The sequence below is a fragment of the Bacillus sp. FSL R9-9492 genome, assembly GCF_038007365.1.
Classification (GTDB): Bacteria; Bacillota; Bacilli; order Bacillales; family Bacillaceae_G; genus Bacillus_A; species Bacillus_A mycoides.
On the sequence record NZ_JBBOXC010000001.1, the window covers coordinates 2,885,110 to 2,900,390 of the forward strand.

General features: G+C 34.2%; 18 protein-coding genes. 2 read left to right on the top strand and 16 right to left on the bottom strand.

Features of this window, described 5'->3' with window-relative positions; translation table 11 throughout:
- Positions 1-47: 47 nt before the first annotated feature.
- The 7 genes from MKY70_RS14690 to MKY70_RS14720 form a co-directional block, all read right to left on the bottom strand.
- On the bottom strand, positions 48-725 hold the full coding sequence (locus MKY70_RS14690) for a formylglycine-generating enzyme family protein (protein ID WP_341024850.1): 678 nt from the start codon (positions 723-725) through the stop codon (positions 48-50).
- 32 nt (positions 726-757) lie between these two features.
- Positions 758-1,276 carry a DNA topology modulation protein gene (locus MKY70_RS14695; protein ID WP_000720539.1) on the bottom strand — a complete coding sequence of 173 codons (519 nt, stop codon included), beginning with the start codon at positions 1,274-1,276 and terminating at the stop codon, positions 758-760.
- Positions 1,273-2,202, bottom strand: a complete 930-nt coding sequence (locus MKY70_RS14700) for a phosphotransferase enzyme family protein (protein ID WP_341024852.1) — start codon at positions 2,200-2,202, stop codon at positions 1,273-1,275. The genes MKY70_RS14695 and MKY70_RS14700 overlap by 4 nt, the downstream gene beginning before the upstream one ends.
- A gap of 26 nt (positions 2,203-2,228) precedes the next feature.
- Positions 2,229-2,615: a ribosomal maturation YjgA family protein gene (locus tag MKY70_RS14705; RefSeq protein ID WP_201067355.1), complete on the bottom strand. Its 387-nt coding sequence runs from the start codon at positions 2,613-2,615 to the stop codon at positions 2,229-2,231.
- Between the two features lie 92 nt (positions 2,616-2,707).
- Entirely contained in the window at positions 2,708-3,061 is a 354-nt protein-coding gene (locus tag MKY70_RS14710; protein ID WP_016091529.1) for an MmcQ/YjbR family DNA-binding protein, read from the bottom strand.
- A 15-nt stretch (positions 3,062-3,076) separates the two neighbouring features.
- On the bottom strand, positions 3,077-3,481 hold the full coding sequence (locus MKY70_RS14715) for a GNAT family N-acetyltransferase (protein ID WP_341024854.1): 405 nt from the start codon (positions 3,479-3,481) through the stop codon (positions 3,077-3,079).
- A gap of 34 nt (positions 3,482-3,515) precedes the next feature.
- The gene (locus tag MKY70_RS14720; protein WP_016120345.1) at positions 3,516-3,932 is read right to left on the bottom strand and encodes a GNAT family N-acetyltransferase; all 417 of its coding nucleotides are present in this window, start codon (positions 3,930-3,932) and stop codon (positions 3,516-3,518) included.
- Positions 3,933-4,238: 306 nt separating this feature from the next.
- Here MKY70_RS14720 and MKY70_RS14725 point away from each other — a divergent pair, with 306 nt between their 5' ends.
- Entirely contained in the window at positions 4,239-4,949 is a 711-nt protein-coding gene (locus MKY70_RS14725) for a collagen-like protein (RefSeq protein WP_341074526.1), read from the top strand.
- Between the two features lie 218 nt (positions 4,950-5,167).
- Here MKY70_RS14725 and MKY70_RS14730 read toward each other — a convergent pair whose 3' ends face one another.
- The 4 genes from MKY70_RS14730 to MKY70_RS14745 all read right to left on the bottom strand — a co-directional run bounded on the left by MKY70_RS14730 (position 5,168) and on the right by MKY70_RS14745 (position 8,053).
- Positions 5,168-5,953, bottom strand: coding sequence for a serine hydrolase (locus MKY70_RS14730; protein ID WP_341024857.1), 786 nt, complete (start codon positions 5,951-5,953; stop codon positions 5,168-5,170).
- 184 nt (positions 5,954-6,137) lie between these two features.
- On the bottom strand, positions 6,138-6,650 hold the full coding sequence (locus MKY70_RS14735) for a GNAT family N-acetyltransferase (RefSeq protein ID WP_341024859.1): 513 nt from the start codon (positions 6,648-6,650) through the stop codon (positions 6,138-6,140).
- A gap of 61 nt (positions 6,651-6,711) precedes the next feature.
- On the bottom strand, positions 6,712-7,719 hold the full coding sequence (locus tag MKY70_RS14740) for an HAAS signaling domain-containing protein (RefSeq protein WP_341024861.1): 1,008 nt from the start codon (positions 7,717-7,719) through the stop codon (positions 6,712-6,714).
- On the bottom strand, positions 7,706-8,053 hold the full coding sequence (locus tag MKY70_RS14745; protein ID WP_341024863.1) for a PadR family transcriptional regulator: 348 nt from the start codon (positions 8,051-8,053) through the stop codon (positions 7,706-7,708). The genes MKY70_RS14740 and MKY70_RS14745 overlap by 14 nt, the downstream gene beginning before the upstream one ends.
- 419 nt (positions 8,054-8,472) lie before the next feature.
- Here MKY70_RS14745 and MKY70_RS14750 point away from each other — a divergent pair, with 419 nt between their 5' ends.
- Complete coding sequence (locus MKY70_RS14750) at positions 8,473-9,045, top strand: DJ-1/PfpI family protein (RefSeq protein WP_341024865.1); 573 nt, start codon at positions 8,473-8,475, stop codon at positions 9,043-9,045.
- 95 nt (positions 9,046-9,140) lie between these two features.
- Here the strand turns inward: MKY70_RS14750 and MKY70_RS14755 are convergent, their stop codons facing one another.
- From MKY70_RS14755 to recQ, 5 genes are all read right to left on the bottom strand, one after another.
- The gene (locus MKY70_RS14755) at positions 9,141-9,440 is read right to left on the bottom strand and encodes a DUF952 domain-containing protein (protein ID WP_256486231.1); all 300 of its coding nucleotides are present in this window, start codon (positions 9,438-9,440) and stop codon (positions 9,141-9,143) included.
- 75 nt (positions 9,441-9,515) lie between these two features.
- Positions 9,516-11,591: a HelD family protein gene (locus tag MKY70_RS14760; protein ID WP_341074527.1), complete on the bottom strand. Its 2,076-nt coding sequence runs from the start codon at positions 11,589-11,591 to the stop codon at positions 9,516-9,518.
- Between the two features lie 117 nt (positions 11,592-11,708).
- Complete coding sequence (locus tag MKY70_RS14765; protein WP_341024871.1) at positions 11,709-12,452, bottom strand: class I SAM-dependent methyltransferase; 744 nt, start codon at positions 12,450-12,452, stop codon at positions 11,709-11,711.
- Positions 12,453-12,633: 181 nt separating this feature from the next.
- Positions 12,634-13,017: a gamma-glutamylcyclotransferase family protein gene (locus MKY70_RS14770; protein WP_242245714.1), complete on the bottom strand. Its 384-nt coding sequence runs from the start codon at positions 13,015-13,017 to the stop codon at positions 12,634-12,636.
- A gap of 25 nt (positions 13,018-13,042) precedes the next feature.
- Positions 13,043-15,160, bottom strand: coding sequence for a DNA helicase RecQ (recQ, locus tag MKY70_RS14775; RefSeq protein ID WP_341024874.1), 2,118 nt, complete (start codon positions 15,158-15,160; stop codon positions 13,043-13,045).
- Between the last annotated feature and the right edge of the window lie 121 nt (positions 15,161-15,281).

Here is a 15,281-nt window from a genome sequence, read left to right on the forward strand (position 1 = left end):
TGGATACTTTCCATACTCTTTACGGAGTTATATGTATCATTTTCCTGCTAAATTGACCTAGCAAGCCTAAAACCGAGATCATCTATATGAAATGTAGGATGACTACGACGGCGACAAGTGGCACCGCACCCTCTCGCTTCTTCAGCCCAGCTACCGCCTCGGAAAATCCGGTACGATCCATATACCTTTTCATCATACAAATCATAACACCATTCCCAAACGTTCCCTAACATATCATAAAGTCCCCATGCATTCGGCTCTTTTTTACCGACGTCATGAATTTGTCCACTTGAATTTTCATTATACCATGCTATTTTCTGAAGTTCCCCATACGTATATCCCGTCGTACCTGCTTTACATGCGTATTGCCACTCTGCCTCAAATGGTAATCGATAGCCCTTGGATTCTACATTACAACTAACCTTTTGGCCGTCATCACTAATAGAATAATACTCTGTTTCTCCCAACTTTTTAGAAAGTAAATTACAAAAAGCGATTGCATCATTCCATGAAATATTTACAACAGGTTTATTACCATTTTCATTACCATTTAGTGCACGATTCGTAATCGCGTAATATAATTCCGCTGTTACAACATACTTTGCAAGAAGAAATGGTTTTATTTGAACTTGCCATTCTTTTTTTATTCGATCATCTCTTAATTCTACTTTTCCTGCTGGAATTTCCACCATATAAGAATCAATCGAGCGAATGAATTTATTCAATACTATCCCCCCATGTTACTTCTTTTTATAATCTAACTATTTATGGTATCATGCTTCTCTAAAAATAGTCTTACTTCATTTGAAGATTTTAAAATAATAACATCTGTATCCTTACTCAATTGATTTAGCCTCTTTAAAATTGAAGGGCGTTTCGTTTTAGGATATTCCCATATCCATTTAAAAAATTGCAAGTCAAACCTTTCTTCACATCCAGCACCCATATCCGGTCTTGTTTTATTACGATATTGCACAATTCTTTTAAAAGCACGATAAACACATATTGTTCTATGAATATCAAGAAAGATAATTGTATCAGCTGCGTTAATTCTTATGTCCATTGTCCCGCCATAATTCCCATCAATAATCCACTTTTCTTCTTTAACTAATTCATTTTGAACCGTTCTCTGCTCCTCTTTCGGTACACCCTCCCAATTTGGTTTCCAAAATAGTGCATCAAGATGATGCACCTTAATATTTAATTTATTCCCTAACTGTTTTGCTAATGTAGATTTTCCTGAACCACCAGAACCTATTAATATTATTTTTTTCATATGAATACGATTCTCTCTATAGATTCTTCAATATCTTCCTTATTAGCAAAAATCCATAAAAACATCTCTTCATTTAACTTTAGTAAATCTTTTAACTGAACAAAATAAGTAATAAATATAACTTGAATTGAAAGCATTACATACCAAATTGATTGTAGTTCTTCTCTCGTTAAAATGTTTTGCTTATAATATCCTCTAAAAATTTCACTTACAATTTGTAACCATTTCCTTCTTAATGTTTCATCACTAAATATCTCACTTAAAATACTTGTACAGCAATAGCATAAATCGAATACTCGAACGTTTTCTTCTAGAAGCTCAAAATCGATAAACCCTTGAAAATCACTTTCTCTAAAGATTACATTTGATAAGTGCATATCGCGATGAATAATTTGTTTCGGTAATAAGTGAACCGTTTCCTTGAAAGTTGTATGTATTTGATCCATTTTTTGAATTACATCCTGATGAACATGCTCATTCTTTACTAAATTCGGTAAAGCCCATTCGTATACCACTTTATATAACTCTCTTTTTATTAACTCGTTAGTACTATTCACTGAATTTAGTTCGTGATGTAAATTAGCCATTTCCTCTCCAATTGTGCTTCCTAGCACTTTTAACTTTTCTGTATCTTTGATTTCTAGTACACTTCCGGCAACATATTCGTACAAACAATAATTCTTCTCTTTATACAATACGTACCTTTCATCATTTCTCGTTTTTACTAATTTTTGTACTTTAACTCCTTTTTCATCAAGCTGTTCTAATACATTTAGTTCAACTAGAAACTGTTTTATCGATCCCTTTCCCTTTAAAATATACGCTTTATTATTACAATGAATCTTCGTTACGTTTGGTTGAATTTCAGTAGCTGTGACACCTTTATCTTGAAACCAAAACTTTGCAATTTCTAATATATCCTTCATGTACAAATCCCCCTTTTTAAAGTCACTTATTTCTTCCGTAGCACAAACTCACCAAGCATTCCTACTCCAACACCAATTGTGTACGCCACTAAATCACTCCATAAAAATCCGTAACCTAATACGAGTCCACCTAAAGTCGTTGCTCGAATGCTATCTATCCATTCCGCATGGTACAATTGACTAATTTCAATCCCGTAGCAAAATATTAAACTAATAAAAGCTAATTTCCTCGTTTCTATTTTAGGAAACAAAAATCCAAATCCAGTGAAAATCATTAATGCCCATAAAGCATCACCTAAGTACCCATTTAACAAATCTGGTAACGCAAAAGCAAACTTTCTGGAACTAAGACCTAAAATAATAACAACTATAGTAAACATTACATATAGTAATCTATTTCGTTTCGTATTCATTTCAAAAGCTCCTACTTCATAATTTAAAACTGTAAATAGCTAGTAAAATATAGTCATTTTACTAGCTATTTATAGTCGACTTCACTTTGTATTTAATCCAATAACTCTTGCTGCTTTTTCTTTGAAAACGATTGTAGTACTAAATCATACGACCAATCTATCATCTTATTAATTTGTTCTTGTCCTACATCCTTATGTATGTACACTGTATTCCAATGCTTTTTATTCATATGATATCCAGGAATTATTGTTTCTGGGTAATCTTCTCTTATTCGTAAAGCGAGTTCTGGATCACATTTTAATGTGATCGCAGCTTTTTCCCCTTCTTCATGGTTTACTATCGCAAATATTTTATTATTTAATCTCATACATGTTGCACTCCAGCCATCTGGAGAATCTTCTGTCGCTTTTCTTTTCGATAAACAATATGCTCTTGTTGCATTCATTCTAATTGGCACCTCTTATTCTTTCACTATTTGATTACGATGCATCACAATTTGCTTCGTAACTTGAAATTGCTGTTCACCATAGAACTTTATTAGTTTCTCTCCGCAAAATAGACTAACAATATCAATATGGGATACCTCTTGAAGTAACATTGTAAGCATCTTCTCACCAATTCCCTTGTTTCTTACACTCTCATGTACGACAACATCTTCAATATACGCCCGAAAAACACCGTCAGTAACAACTCTAGCAAATCCAATTAATTCGTTTTCTTCCCATACTCCAATTGCTATGCTATTCTTTAACATTTTTTGAATATCGACTTCTTTTCTTTCTGGCCACCAACCTACAGAATCGTAAAGCATTTTTATTTGTTGTGCAGAGATAGACTGTTCGTGGTGAGATTTATAAGTGTACATTTTTCGTTCTCCTAGTAAACATAATATAATTATATTAAAGTCTTTTTTCTAAAAAATGCTGACTATGACCTTTAGGATGATCTTCAACAATCCCAAACTCTCGATAACCATGCTTTTTATAAAAATCTGGTGCTTGGAAACTAAATGAATCTAGTAATATTAGTCTACATCCTTTTTCTTTCGCGATTTCTTCGATTTTATGTAATAATTGGCTTCCATATCCACCATGACGAACTGATTCATCTACCCATAAAAAATCGATATGAAGGTGATAAAAATACATCGTTCCTGTTACCCCGCCAAAGATTTTCCCTTCCTCATCTTTCACTACGAAACTTACTTGTTCCATTGGTTGCTTTACTTCATCTGTTAAGGTGGACATGTTATATTGAATTACTTTATTTTTTATGTATTCGCCTTCAGTGCGAGTACCGTTCTCTATACGTTTCATATGTACTTCTTCCTTTCAATTCTTATAATATTTACATATTTTTATTTCTTCATTTCAATAGACTAATCCATACAAATCCACCATATGTAACAAAACATGAAAAACTAATTAACCCCGGCATTGATACATACCCTGTTCTTGCATAACTTATGACGATATAACTAGCAATTAATGGAATAGATTTATACCTGTGACATAAGGGCATATGCTTATTTTTATTTTTAAAGGCTTTTTGCTTATACTTGCGTGTTAGCTAGTTCATAAACTATAAAGTGTAAGTGGGTGAATGATAAGGATGGTGTAAAAATGAGTAAATTTAAAAAGAAATTTCATATTCCGTGCGAATGTTTTGGTCCCCCTTTACCTCCACCTGAAATTGGTCCAACGGGTCCAACAGGACCGACAGGACCGACAGGACCGACAGGACCGACAGGACCGACAGGACCAACAGGACCAACAGCAGTAGGGTGTTGTCCATGTACTAATGTTCTTGACAACCCTGGATTTGATGAGCTACCAATAATAACCGATCCAGTTCCTGGTTGGAATCAAACTGGGGATGTTACAGAGGTAGGTTTTCCAAATGCCCATAGTGGTCGTATTCTTTCAAATGGGACACTTAGTCTCTTAGCTGCGTCAATTGAACCAGGTGGAAGTATTAATCAATCGGTTGATGTTGGCGAAGGTTGTTGTTTTACACTTTCTTTCGCTGCGGATGTAAGGGATAATGCATTTCTTATAGCTTCTGTATCTTTTCCAGAACTTGGACACGGATGTCCTCCTCTCGCTACAACTCTTGGTTCATTAAATATTCCACATATTATACCTGTTGGGAATCAACCGCAATCTCTTTTCCAACATTATATTCTTGTTGTGTGTATACCTCCTGGTGTGACTACAGCATGTGTTGCTTTCCAAAATATTGCTACAGGTGGAGAAGGTGCAACAGCTTTTGTTGATAATGTTGTATTCCAACCTACTGGTGGACCTTGTCCTTCATGTTCACAAAATTTCTAATGTATTGAAGTACTTGAAGCTTTTCGTTTTACTGGCGGATCACAAAACCATTAAGGAGAGCCTTTGTGCTCTCTTTTTATGTTAGAAATCACCAGACACTCCCATATGCTGAGCGCATTCCTTTATAGTCCCGATACATATGAGCGATTCACTTTTGTAAACGGTATACTCCTTTAGGTGCACTATTCCCCTCCCTGCTATTAAAATAACGTTTTTATTCAATTATCGGTTACAACGTTTGGTTGACTTGTCATCTTATATTCTTTATATAAGCACTTCAAAGCTTCTAGAATTGTTTCATCAACCTCTTTATTATCAAATCGATTAGGTAAATCTCTTCCCCCAACTACATAAAGAAACGGAAATTCATGAAACATTCCTATTATACCAATATTTATTGTAGCGGTGGATAAACCACCTGTCATATGAGCTAAATGATAATACGGTATCCCTTCATAATCACCTTGTTGTCTTACCATTCCACTAATAATGGGTTCCCATAATTCTGGTTCTGCTTTATACCCTTGAAAAATATGTACTAAAAGTGAAAGAACTTGATTTAACTCTCCGACATTTTGCTCATCTCTAGGGTTTTCCTGTATATGAATCTTTGAAAAGTACGTTAAAATATTTTCTCTGACAGTTTCCCATCCTCCGCAGTGCATAACAATTGACTTTGCAATATAGCTGTCGTGACATCCTATCATCACTTCAACCGATTTACTAAGTGTTAATGTAGTTCTTCCTTGTAAATGAGGATATAGCTGCACACTATCCTCATTTGGATTAAACTTAATGTGATGAAGTGTATCAATCCAACTAATTTGTTTGTCCTTTACCATCTTTGCTACTGCAAATCCAATTGCCACTTTTGCTGCTGATGCTAAAGGAACGTATAGCTCATTGTTATGGGTAGCAACTATATTTCCATTCTTTGTTGAATAAACAAGTATTCCAACTTGACCAATTTGTATTTCTTTTATTTTTCTAATGACAGCCTGCATATTCATCCCTCTTCTTATATCGTTTTATCATCTTCTCAAAATTCGATATAGAATATAAGAATCCTTTTTTGTTAAATGATAATCATGAATACAATAAGAAAAAGATAGCATGAGATTTCTTCATACTATCTTTTGAAATATATACAATTTTTTAAAAAAATTATTTTTACAGTAATAGATACAGCTATTCTTCAGTAGGATTTTTAGGGCCATTAAGCTCCAATTGATAAAGGGCTAAATCTAGCCATCTATTAAACTTATAACCAGCTTTTTTTATTGTTCCTGCATGAACAAATCCATAATTTTGATGCAAGGCAATACTCTTTTCATTTTCCGCATCAATTCCAGCAATTAAGGTCATATATTCTCTTTCTTTTGCAATTGTGATTAATTCTTCCATTAAAGTGGACCCAATTCCATTTTTTCTATATTCCTTATCAACATACACAGAATGTTCAATTGAATATTTATAGGCAGGCCATGCTCTAAATGGACCAAATGTCGCAAATCCTACTACTTTATTATCTAGTTCGTATACTAAAATCGGATAACCGTCAGTCTTTTTTTGTTCATACCAATCTATTCTATTTTCAAGGGTTACAGGTTTATAAGCATATACAGCTGTTGTATAAACTATCGCATCATTATAAATATCTAAAATATATGCTACATCTCTTTTAGTTGCTTCCCTTATCATTGTTTTCTTCCTTTCATAATGGTTATCTTCTAAATGGTTTCATATTATCGGAATTTCTGATTCATTTCCACATACGAATACTAGCTTTTCGGAAACCATCAAATATATTTATTGCAGCAGACAGCGTGTAAATGAAAATTCCACCGCCAATTAACCACGTTTTAAATTCCTCTGGGGAAATAGTAAACATATTTGCCACATACGTAATAAATCCTTCGTTAAATAAATGCGGATTTACTACAATTACAATGAATACTATTGTTCCGGCTACTTGAAGAATAGAATTCCCAATTGCCAATCTTTGCGTCCACTGTCCTTGCACTAATTTATAAAGAGATATACCTATTTCGAAAACGATCATAATTACAACGATTGGCCAATACTGAAGTAAAACATCTTGATTGAAAGTTGGCGCGACAAACTTCAGTCCATTTGCTGTGCCATTATATACGCCAACAAGATGATTCGCATAAAAGTAAAGTGTAGCCCAAACTGCTGTCCACATCAAACCTCCAAAAACTTCAAACTTTGAGATTGACTTTTTCTTTGGAACATACGAAATGTTTTTTAAATCATCAGGAGTCCATTTTTTTAAACTTGTCGTCAACGGTTGAGTACCTTTGTCTTTATCCGTTCTTTCTAAAATAACAAATACAAGTGTCAACCAAAAAAATACATGGAGGCCTACTTCGACAATTTCCCCAATGCCTTTACCTATCAATTTTAAAATAACATCTAATACTGCTTGATCACCAGTATAACCTATAAAATTTTCTGCAACCATTGCAATGAGTGCGATAACAGCTGCAATTGGTATAATCATTTTTAATAACGTTGTATATACATCAAAATAGCGTGGTCCAATTAAATGCATCGGTCTATCCAAATACCCATTAGCCAATGAAACCGGACTCCCCAATTTTTCAAGGACACTCTTTACATCTTCCTCATTGTACTCATCAGGTAACATATCCTCTATAGTTGACCGAAGTTCTAGTGTAATATCTTCACGATTTTTTTCAGGTAATCTCTTCGCAACCTCCTGAATATAAACCTCAATTAAATTCATTCTCGTCCTCCTCCTTTAATAAGTTATAAAGTTCTTTCGAATCCTTTATCCATTCCTTTTTCAATTGCAAAAATATATCTAATCCATATTCACTTAAAACATAATACTTACGAGGTCTACTCTCCGTTTTATCCCAACTACTCGTCACTAGCTCCTGCTTTTCTAATCGGCGAAGTAGTGGATATAAAGTACTTTGATCTATCATGATTCCTGATTGCTCCAATAACTGGACAAGTGAATAACCATACTGCGGCTTTCTTAATTGGCTTAAAACCGCTAACGTCAATGATCCTCTCCTTAGCTCAGTAATTAATGAATTTAATAAAGTATCCATTCACCCACCTCATTTCCATTACTATATGTCATACAGTATGTGTTTTATACTATGTATCGTACAGTATTAGTGTGATAAAAACAATGACTATTTACAAAAAATAGACAATAAAAAAAGCACAAACTATATAATTTGTGCTTTTCTAGCCAATTGATCTAGAGTGTGTGGTGAAATATGTTGCTGTAATTCTTTAGAAAACAATTGTAATTCTTCAGAAATCGATAAATCCTTATCAAAAACGCTACCCTTTCTGTATATTTCTACATAAAGAATAGCGTTTTTTCATTTGCGTTTACAATTTTTTAGCTTGATGGCGATGCAGTGATACCCAGTTATTTAAAAATTTAAATCTCGCTACCGGCACTTGAAATTGTTATAATTAAAACATTCTTATTTTTTTGATAATGGAGGGTTGGAAAATGAAAATTGCAATAGTCTGTTTCGATAACTTTACTGATATAGATGTTTTTCTACCATGGGATTTATTAAATCGTGTACGTTTAGTTGGTGGTATTTCTGATTGGAATGTCCAACTATTAGGAACGGAAAAAACTCATATATCCATGTCCGGCTTACGTATTCCCATGACAGGAAGTATATCTGATATTCCTTCTGCTGACGCTGTAATATTTGCAAGTGGTAAGGGTGTACAAGATTTATATAAAAATCAAGAGTATATAAATAGCATTCATGTAGATCCTCAAAAACAATTAATAGGATCTATGTGCTCTGGTTCACTACTACTAGGAGCTAAAAAATTGTTAACTGGCAAAAAAGCAACTACATATCCATCCGTAGTAGAACAGCTTAAAGAATTTGATGTAGACGTTATTGAACAAAGTTTCGTAAACGAAGGAAATATCTCGACTGCTGCGGGTTGTTTTGCTGCTCAAGATCTCTCAGCTTGGATTATAAGAACCCTAATTAATGAAGAAATGGTTGATACTGTGCTAGAAACTGTTCAGCCAGTAGGCAAAGGTTTATATTTTTAATTTCAAATCAAGGGATTGGTTGCTCTCCAAAATGATAAAATGATCTTTTTTGTTACAAGTTAGCACAAAATCTTGTTCTGGTGTTCTATAAAATTTTAACTTGATGGCAATGGGGTAACATCTACAATTGCCTCAATATTAATTACCCCATATACATGCGGATATTCTTGACCGTTAGAAGCAAGTTCATATTTTATTTCTGCTTTTACTAGGGATGGATCAATTGTAAGTAATAATACATCTTCTTCATGACTGAAATGTGTTTCCGCAACTTTTAAAGCTTGGCCTAATAATGAACAATGAATGAACCCCTCTTCTTTAAGTGAGGCTTCATTAATCTCTCTAGTTGTTTTTGCGATTTCCCAATTTCTTTTTGTTATTACTTTTGTAATCATATCCATTCCCCCTATATCCTTATATAGAAAAAAAGAGGTTTTTCTGTTTATTACTAGAAAATCCTCTTTTTACGTTTATTTTAATTCCTTAATTAATGGCGACGCTTCCCCACTATGGAAAATCCATAAATCATGAAGCGATCTCGTACATCCGACATACAATAATTTCGCATCATGTTTTGTATTTTTGTAATGTTCCTCATCAACGTCGATTAGAAGTACGGCATCAAATTCTAATCCTTTCGCCAAATATACAGGTACTACCGAAATACCACCTTCATATTTGCTTTGATCTGCTTCAATGACATTAACAGTCAACCCTGCATTTGTTAACTTCTCATATATATCACGGCATTCATCGTCTGTTCTTCCAATTACCGCGATTGTTTTCACATCTTCAGTTTGCAAATGCTGTAATGTCTTTAAAACTTCAGTAAATTGGTCCTCTGCCGGAATTACTTTCACGTCTTCACCGCTACGGAAAACTGGAGTTGCGAGTCCCACTGGAATCTCTGCATTTTTAATTATTTCATTCGCGAATTCAATAATTTCTTTTGTAGAACGATAACTTCTCGTCAATTCATAATAACCTGTTTCTTGGAATACTTCCTTAAAGGCACCCCAGTCTTCAATTCCTTGATAATCATAAATCGCTTGAGATAAATCACCTAATATAGTGAAAGAATTACCTAGTGTAATTTCTTTTAATACATATACTTGGAATGGCGAGAAATCTTGCGCTTCATCAATAACGACGTGATGGAACTTTTGTCCAATTTTAATTCCTGTTATGCGATGTTGTATGTAAATTAAAGCTGGTAAGTCTTCTACATACACTTCTTTTTTACGACAATTCTTTTCTGTTTCTTGAACAAGTTCTTCAGGTAATACTTCGAGTATTTCTTTACTCTTTATCATTGAATTATATAGTGAAAGCGGGCTCATTTTCGGCCAAAAATTCATATATGTGTTCAATCTCTTTGTCGCTTCTTTTTTTAGTAATTTTTTCTCGTTTGTTTCTCCAAACTTTTTAAGCTCAATTTCAATCCAGCGCTTCATACGGCCGACTAAACGTTCTCTTCTTTTCTTTAATGGATAGTGTTTATATTCAACCTGCATCCATTTTTTAACGTCTTCCACTGGAATAACAGCTTTATCCCATGCCTCAAAATCTTTTATTGGCACTAAATCTTTTTCAAATTGAATCATTCTTTCTTCAATAAACGACTTAAATTCCAGCGTGCCTTTCAATTTACCTAGCATAACCTTTTTTTCATCGCGATTAATTGAGAAAGCTTCTTTCAATTTTTCTTCTGTCTGCTTCAGTTTCACCGAACCATCTAACGTACGTAATGCCCAATCTGGAAACGTTGTTTGACTAATATTTCCTACACCTAACTCAGGAAGTACACTTGAAATATAGTCTAAAAACAAACTGTTTGGAGCGAATACGATCATTCTCTCCGCTTCAAGTTGTTCACGATATTCATAAATTAAAAAAGCAAGGCGATGTAAAGCGATCGTTGTTTTTCCGCTCCCTGCAACCCCTTGAATTAATAACGGTAAGTTTCTTTCCGCACGAATAATATCATTTTGCTCCGATTGTATAGTCGAAACGATATCTTTCAATTTGTTATCTTTATTCTCACCTAATCGATATAGAAGAAAATCATCAGCATGTGAGACATCTTCATTTCCTTTCACATATGTATCAACAACACGTTCTAGTTCTCTCTTTCGAATCGAAATGTTTCGTTTTAAATAAACATCGCCTTCTACTAATCCGTCTGGTGAATGATAAAATGCTAATTCTTCACCACCGGTAAATGAATAAAACATACTTGCGACAGGTGCACGCCAATCAATTACAATTGGTTTCATCGTATCTTTATCCGAAACACCTACTTTACCGATGTAAATCGGCATTACGTCTTCCTTGCCATCCTCCTGAAAGTCTAATCTTCCAAAATACGGCTCATGTACACCAATACGTAAGCTTTGTCTATTAGACTCCCTCATACTTTCAAGAATTTGCTCTTTAAAATCTTCTCCATAATAAACCGGGATTTTTTCAAGCTGTTCTAATTGATCATCCATCGTACTTAAAGTATCTTTCATTTTTTGTAACTCTTCGTCAAAAATGTTGTTCATTTGATGATTCCCTCCTGTCCGTTCCAATTTTTTCAGTCGAAATATAATTGTATTAAAAATCCATTCATAAAGTCAATAGTTTTAGTAAGAATTTTCTAAATTAAAAAAGAGTAGAGATTAATCCCTACTCTTCCTTACTTTAATTCGATATGCCAAACATTCATTTAATGTTGCCAATGCTTTATATTTTCGTTTTTCAAAATCATATGCTCCCCCAGGGAAGAATCCCATAATACTTAAACCAGCTTCAGCACATAGATTGCTAATCTCATCTACCGTATAACATCGTAAAGACTGTGTTACTACATCATTTGGATAATTAGGGTCCCACCAATGATCTAACATTCTTTCATTTATACTATCATATTCGTATTTTCGCATAGCTGCACTTAAGGACATTTCTTGTCCACTTACTTTTTTCCAATACAATGGTTGATAAATATCAATAAGTGCACATCCATCATCCTTCATCCAATTTTTAATCCGTTTTAATAGAATCAATTGCTCATCATCTGTTCCTACACCAAAACCGTCTAAATAACTAACAACATCAAACTTTTCTTCAAAGTTAATTTTATAAAAATCAGCGCAATGAATATCTATATTATTAGTAGAATGTTCTTTTGCAAACATAACTAACTCTGGTACAAGTTCAACCGTAGTCATTTTCACTTGTAACCTAGACATCGCCCTTGCAAATCTACCATTTCCTGCTCCTAGTTCTAACATCGTTTGAAATGGATGACCAACTTGTTCTTGAACTTCTTTAGCAACCTGCTCTAACCAGCTTTCTGTATTGAGATCGTAATTCGACAGTTCGAATTGTTTTTGGTAAAATTCCTTCACATTTAATTTGTTCATTATTATTCTCCTCCTGCACTAGACTTTTCTGCTACAGGTGAGAAACTAAATTTCTGACACCCATAAAAAAAACCATTCTTATTTCTCTACATTTACAATTTATCAAAATAATAAGAATTTTAAAAGTACCAATATAAAAAGCAGATAATGGTCGATTCCACTATCTGCTCTATAGCTGCTTTTATTTTCCTTGTTGATACTCCACCCAATCACCAGAAATGATAACTTTCTTTAGCATCTCTTTATCTTGAGCAATATACACAAATGCACGTATTTCTCTATCACCTAAATAAATCGTTTCGGTGATTCGGTCATATAAATCACTCTCTGCATTACCTGTGTATTCTTCAAGTTCATCTAACTTTTGCAGAACATCATCATTTACTTCATAAACTTCTCCGTATAATTTGTCCTCATTTGAACAAATCATCGCAGGATACCCTTCGTATGTATCAAATAATTTACCATACGTCCATGCTTCGTCTGCGATGCATATTGCACCTTGCATAATATGAGCATTCGTTTGCTCTTTTCTTAACGTGCCATACACGAAAACGTGATGCATAAATCCCTATCCCCTTTATATGTCTCTACTTTCTAATTTGTAAATAAGCACGAATCATAAAGTAACTCACTTCATTTGGAAGTTGGTCCTTAATCGATTTCAGACCACCCTCTGCATTTTGCACGGCAGTTTCAATTAGAGCTTCATACTCTGCTGGAACAAAGCTATTCCAGTCTACTTCCATACCATCTTCAAAGCAACGGATTAAATGGTTTTCAATCGTTTGTCTCGATAACCCACGTTCCTTTGCAACCTCATTTAAATCAATACCTTGTTTATACATTTCATATGTTTCTAAATGAGAGTTTGCTGAAGCTTTCCCTGACTTTTTACGTTCTGAAACAACTTCCGTCTTAATTGTTTCAGCATAGTTTGGGTTTTCCTCAATAAAGTGCTGCACTGCTTGTAAGAATTGAGAGCCATACTTCACAAGTTTGTGTTCTCCAATTCCTTTTACAGTTAGGAGTTCAGAGTCACTTTGCGGCATTTTCGCACACATATCTTTTAACGTTTGGTCAGAGAAAATAACGAACGGAGGTACGCCTTCACCTTGTGCAATTTCTTTACGCACTTCACGAAGCACTTCAAATAAAGGATGGTTTTGAACAATTTGGCGTGTTTCTACTCGTTCTTTACGTAAAACGTTCTCTTTACCAAGTAGTACTTCTTTACCTTTTTCCGTTACTTTTAATGTCGGATATGTACCATGTTCAACTGCGATCAACTCGTCTGAAATCAAAAACTCAATAAACTCACTGACTTCTTTCACACTACGATTTGATAAAAGTCCGTAAGTTGGTAAAGTATGAAAATTAAACTCAATAACTTTTTTATTTTTCGATCCAGTTAATACTTGTGCAATCATTTGCTTTCCGAATCGTTGGTTCGTCCTAATCATACAAGATAGTACCATTTGGGATTCTCTCGTCACATCGATACTTTCACGATCGTCCGTACAATTACCGCAGCGACCACAATCTTCCTTCGGCTCTTCTCCGAAGTATTGCAAAATAAATGATTGTAAACATTGTTCTGTATGACAGTAATCGGTCATATTTTGGAGTTTTTCAAGCTCATTTGAAAAACGTGATTCTCCAGTTGATTGATCGATTAAAAAGCGTTGTACTTGCACATCTTGAGAAGAATATAACAAAATACATTCACTATCTAATCCATCACGACCAGCACGTCCTGCTTCTTGATAGTAACTTTCCATATTTTTTGGAAGTTGATAATGGATAACGTAACGTATATTCGATTTATCTATACCCATTCCAAATGCAGATGTTGCCACCATAACACTTATTTCATCTCGTAAAAAGAGTTCTTGCTGTTCATTTCGATCGTGGTCGCTCATACCAGCATGATATTTCGATACAGAAACTCCTGCTTTCCCTAAATCTTCATATAACTGATCGACAACTTTTCTTGTAGCTGCATATATAATCCCAGATTCCTTCTGATTTTGACGAATATAATCCGCTAAATAAGCATTACGATCCTGTCCTTTAATGACAGAGAATGATAAGTTCTCGCGCTCAAACGTTGTCATAATTGTATTTTCTTGATTAATTCCAAGCGTGTTGCAAATATCTTCACGAACTTGTGGTGTTGCCGTAGCAGTTAAAGCTAATACGAGCGGCTTTTCTGGAAGATAATCTAATATGCGATGTATATGTAAATAACTAGGACGGAAATCATGTCCCCACTGCGAAATACAGTGCGCCTCATCAATTGCAATCATCGGGATTTTCATATCGATAAGTTGATCAACAAATTCCATTGAATCAAGACGCTCAGGCGCCACATAAAGTAACTTATAATGGCCTTGTTTCGCTAATTGAATTCGTTGATTTGCTTCTGTAATAGAAATAGAACTATTAATATAAGTAGCTGAAATACCGTTTTGTACTAATGTATCTACTTGGTCTTTCATAAGTGAAATCAAAGGTGAAATAACTAATGTCGTTCCTTCGAATACTAATGCGGGAATTTGATAACAAATTGACTTACCACCACCCGTAGGCATAATACAGACTGTATCTTTCCCATCTAATACATTTTTAATTGTTTCATCTTGTCCTCTTCGGAATGACGAATAACCGAAATAAGACGCTAAAAGTTCTTGTGCTTTTGTAAACAAAAAAGAGTCACCTGCTTTTCTTTATCTTTCATCTATTCCCATTATATCATCAAACTGATTCTCGCCACTTTGAATTTTATAAGTATTTGAGTTCTATTTGCTTCCTACGTTTTCCAACATA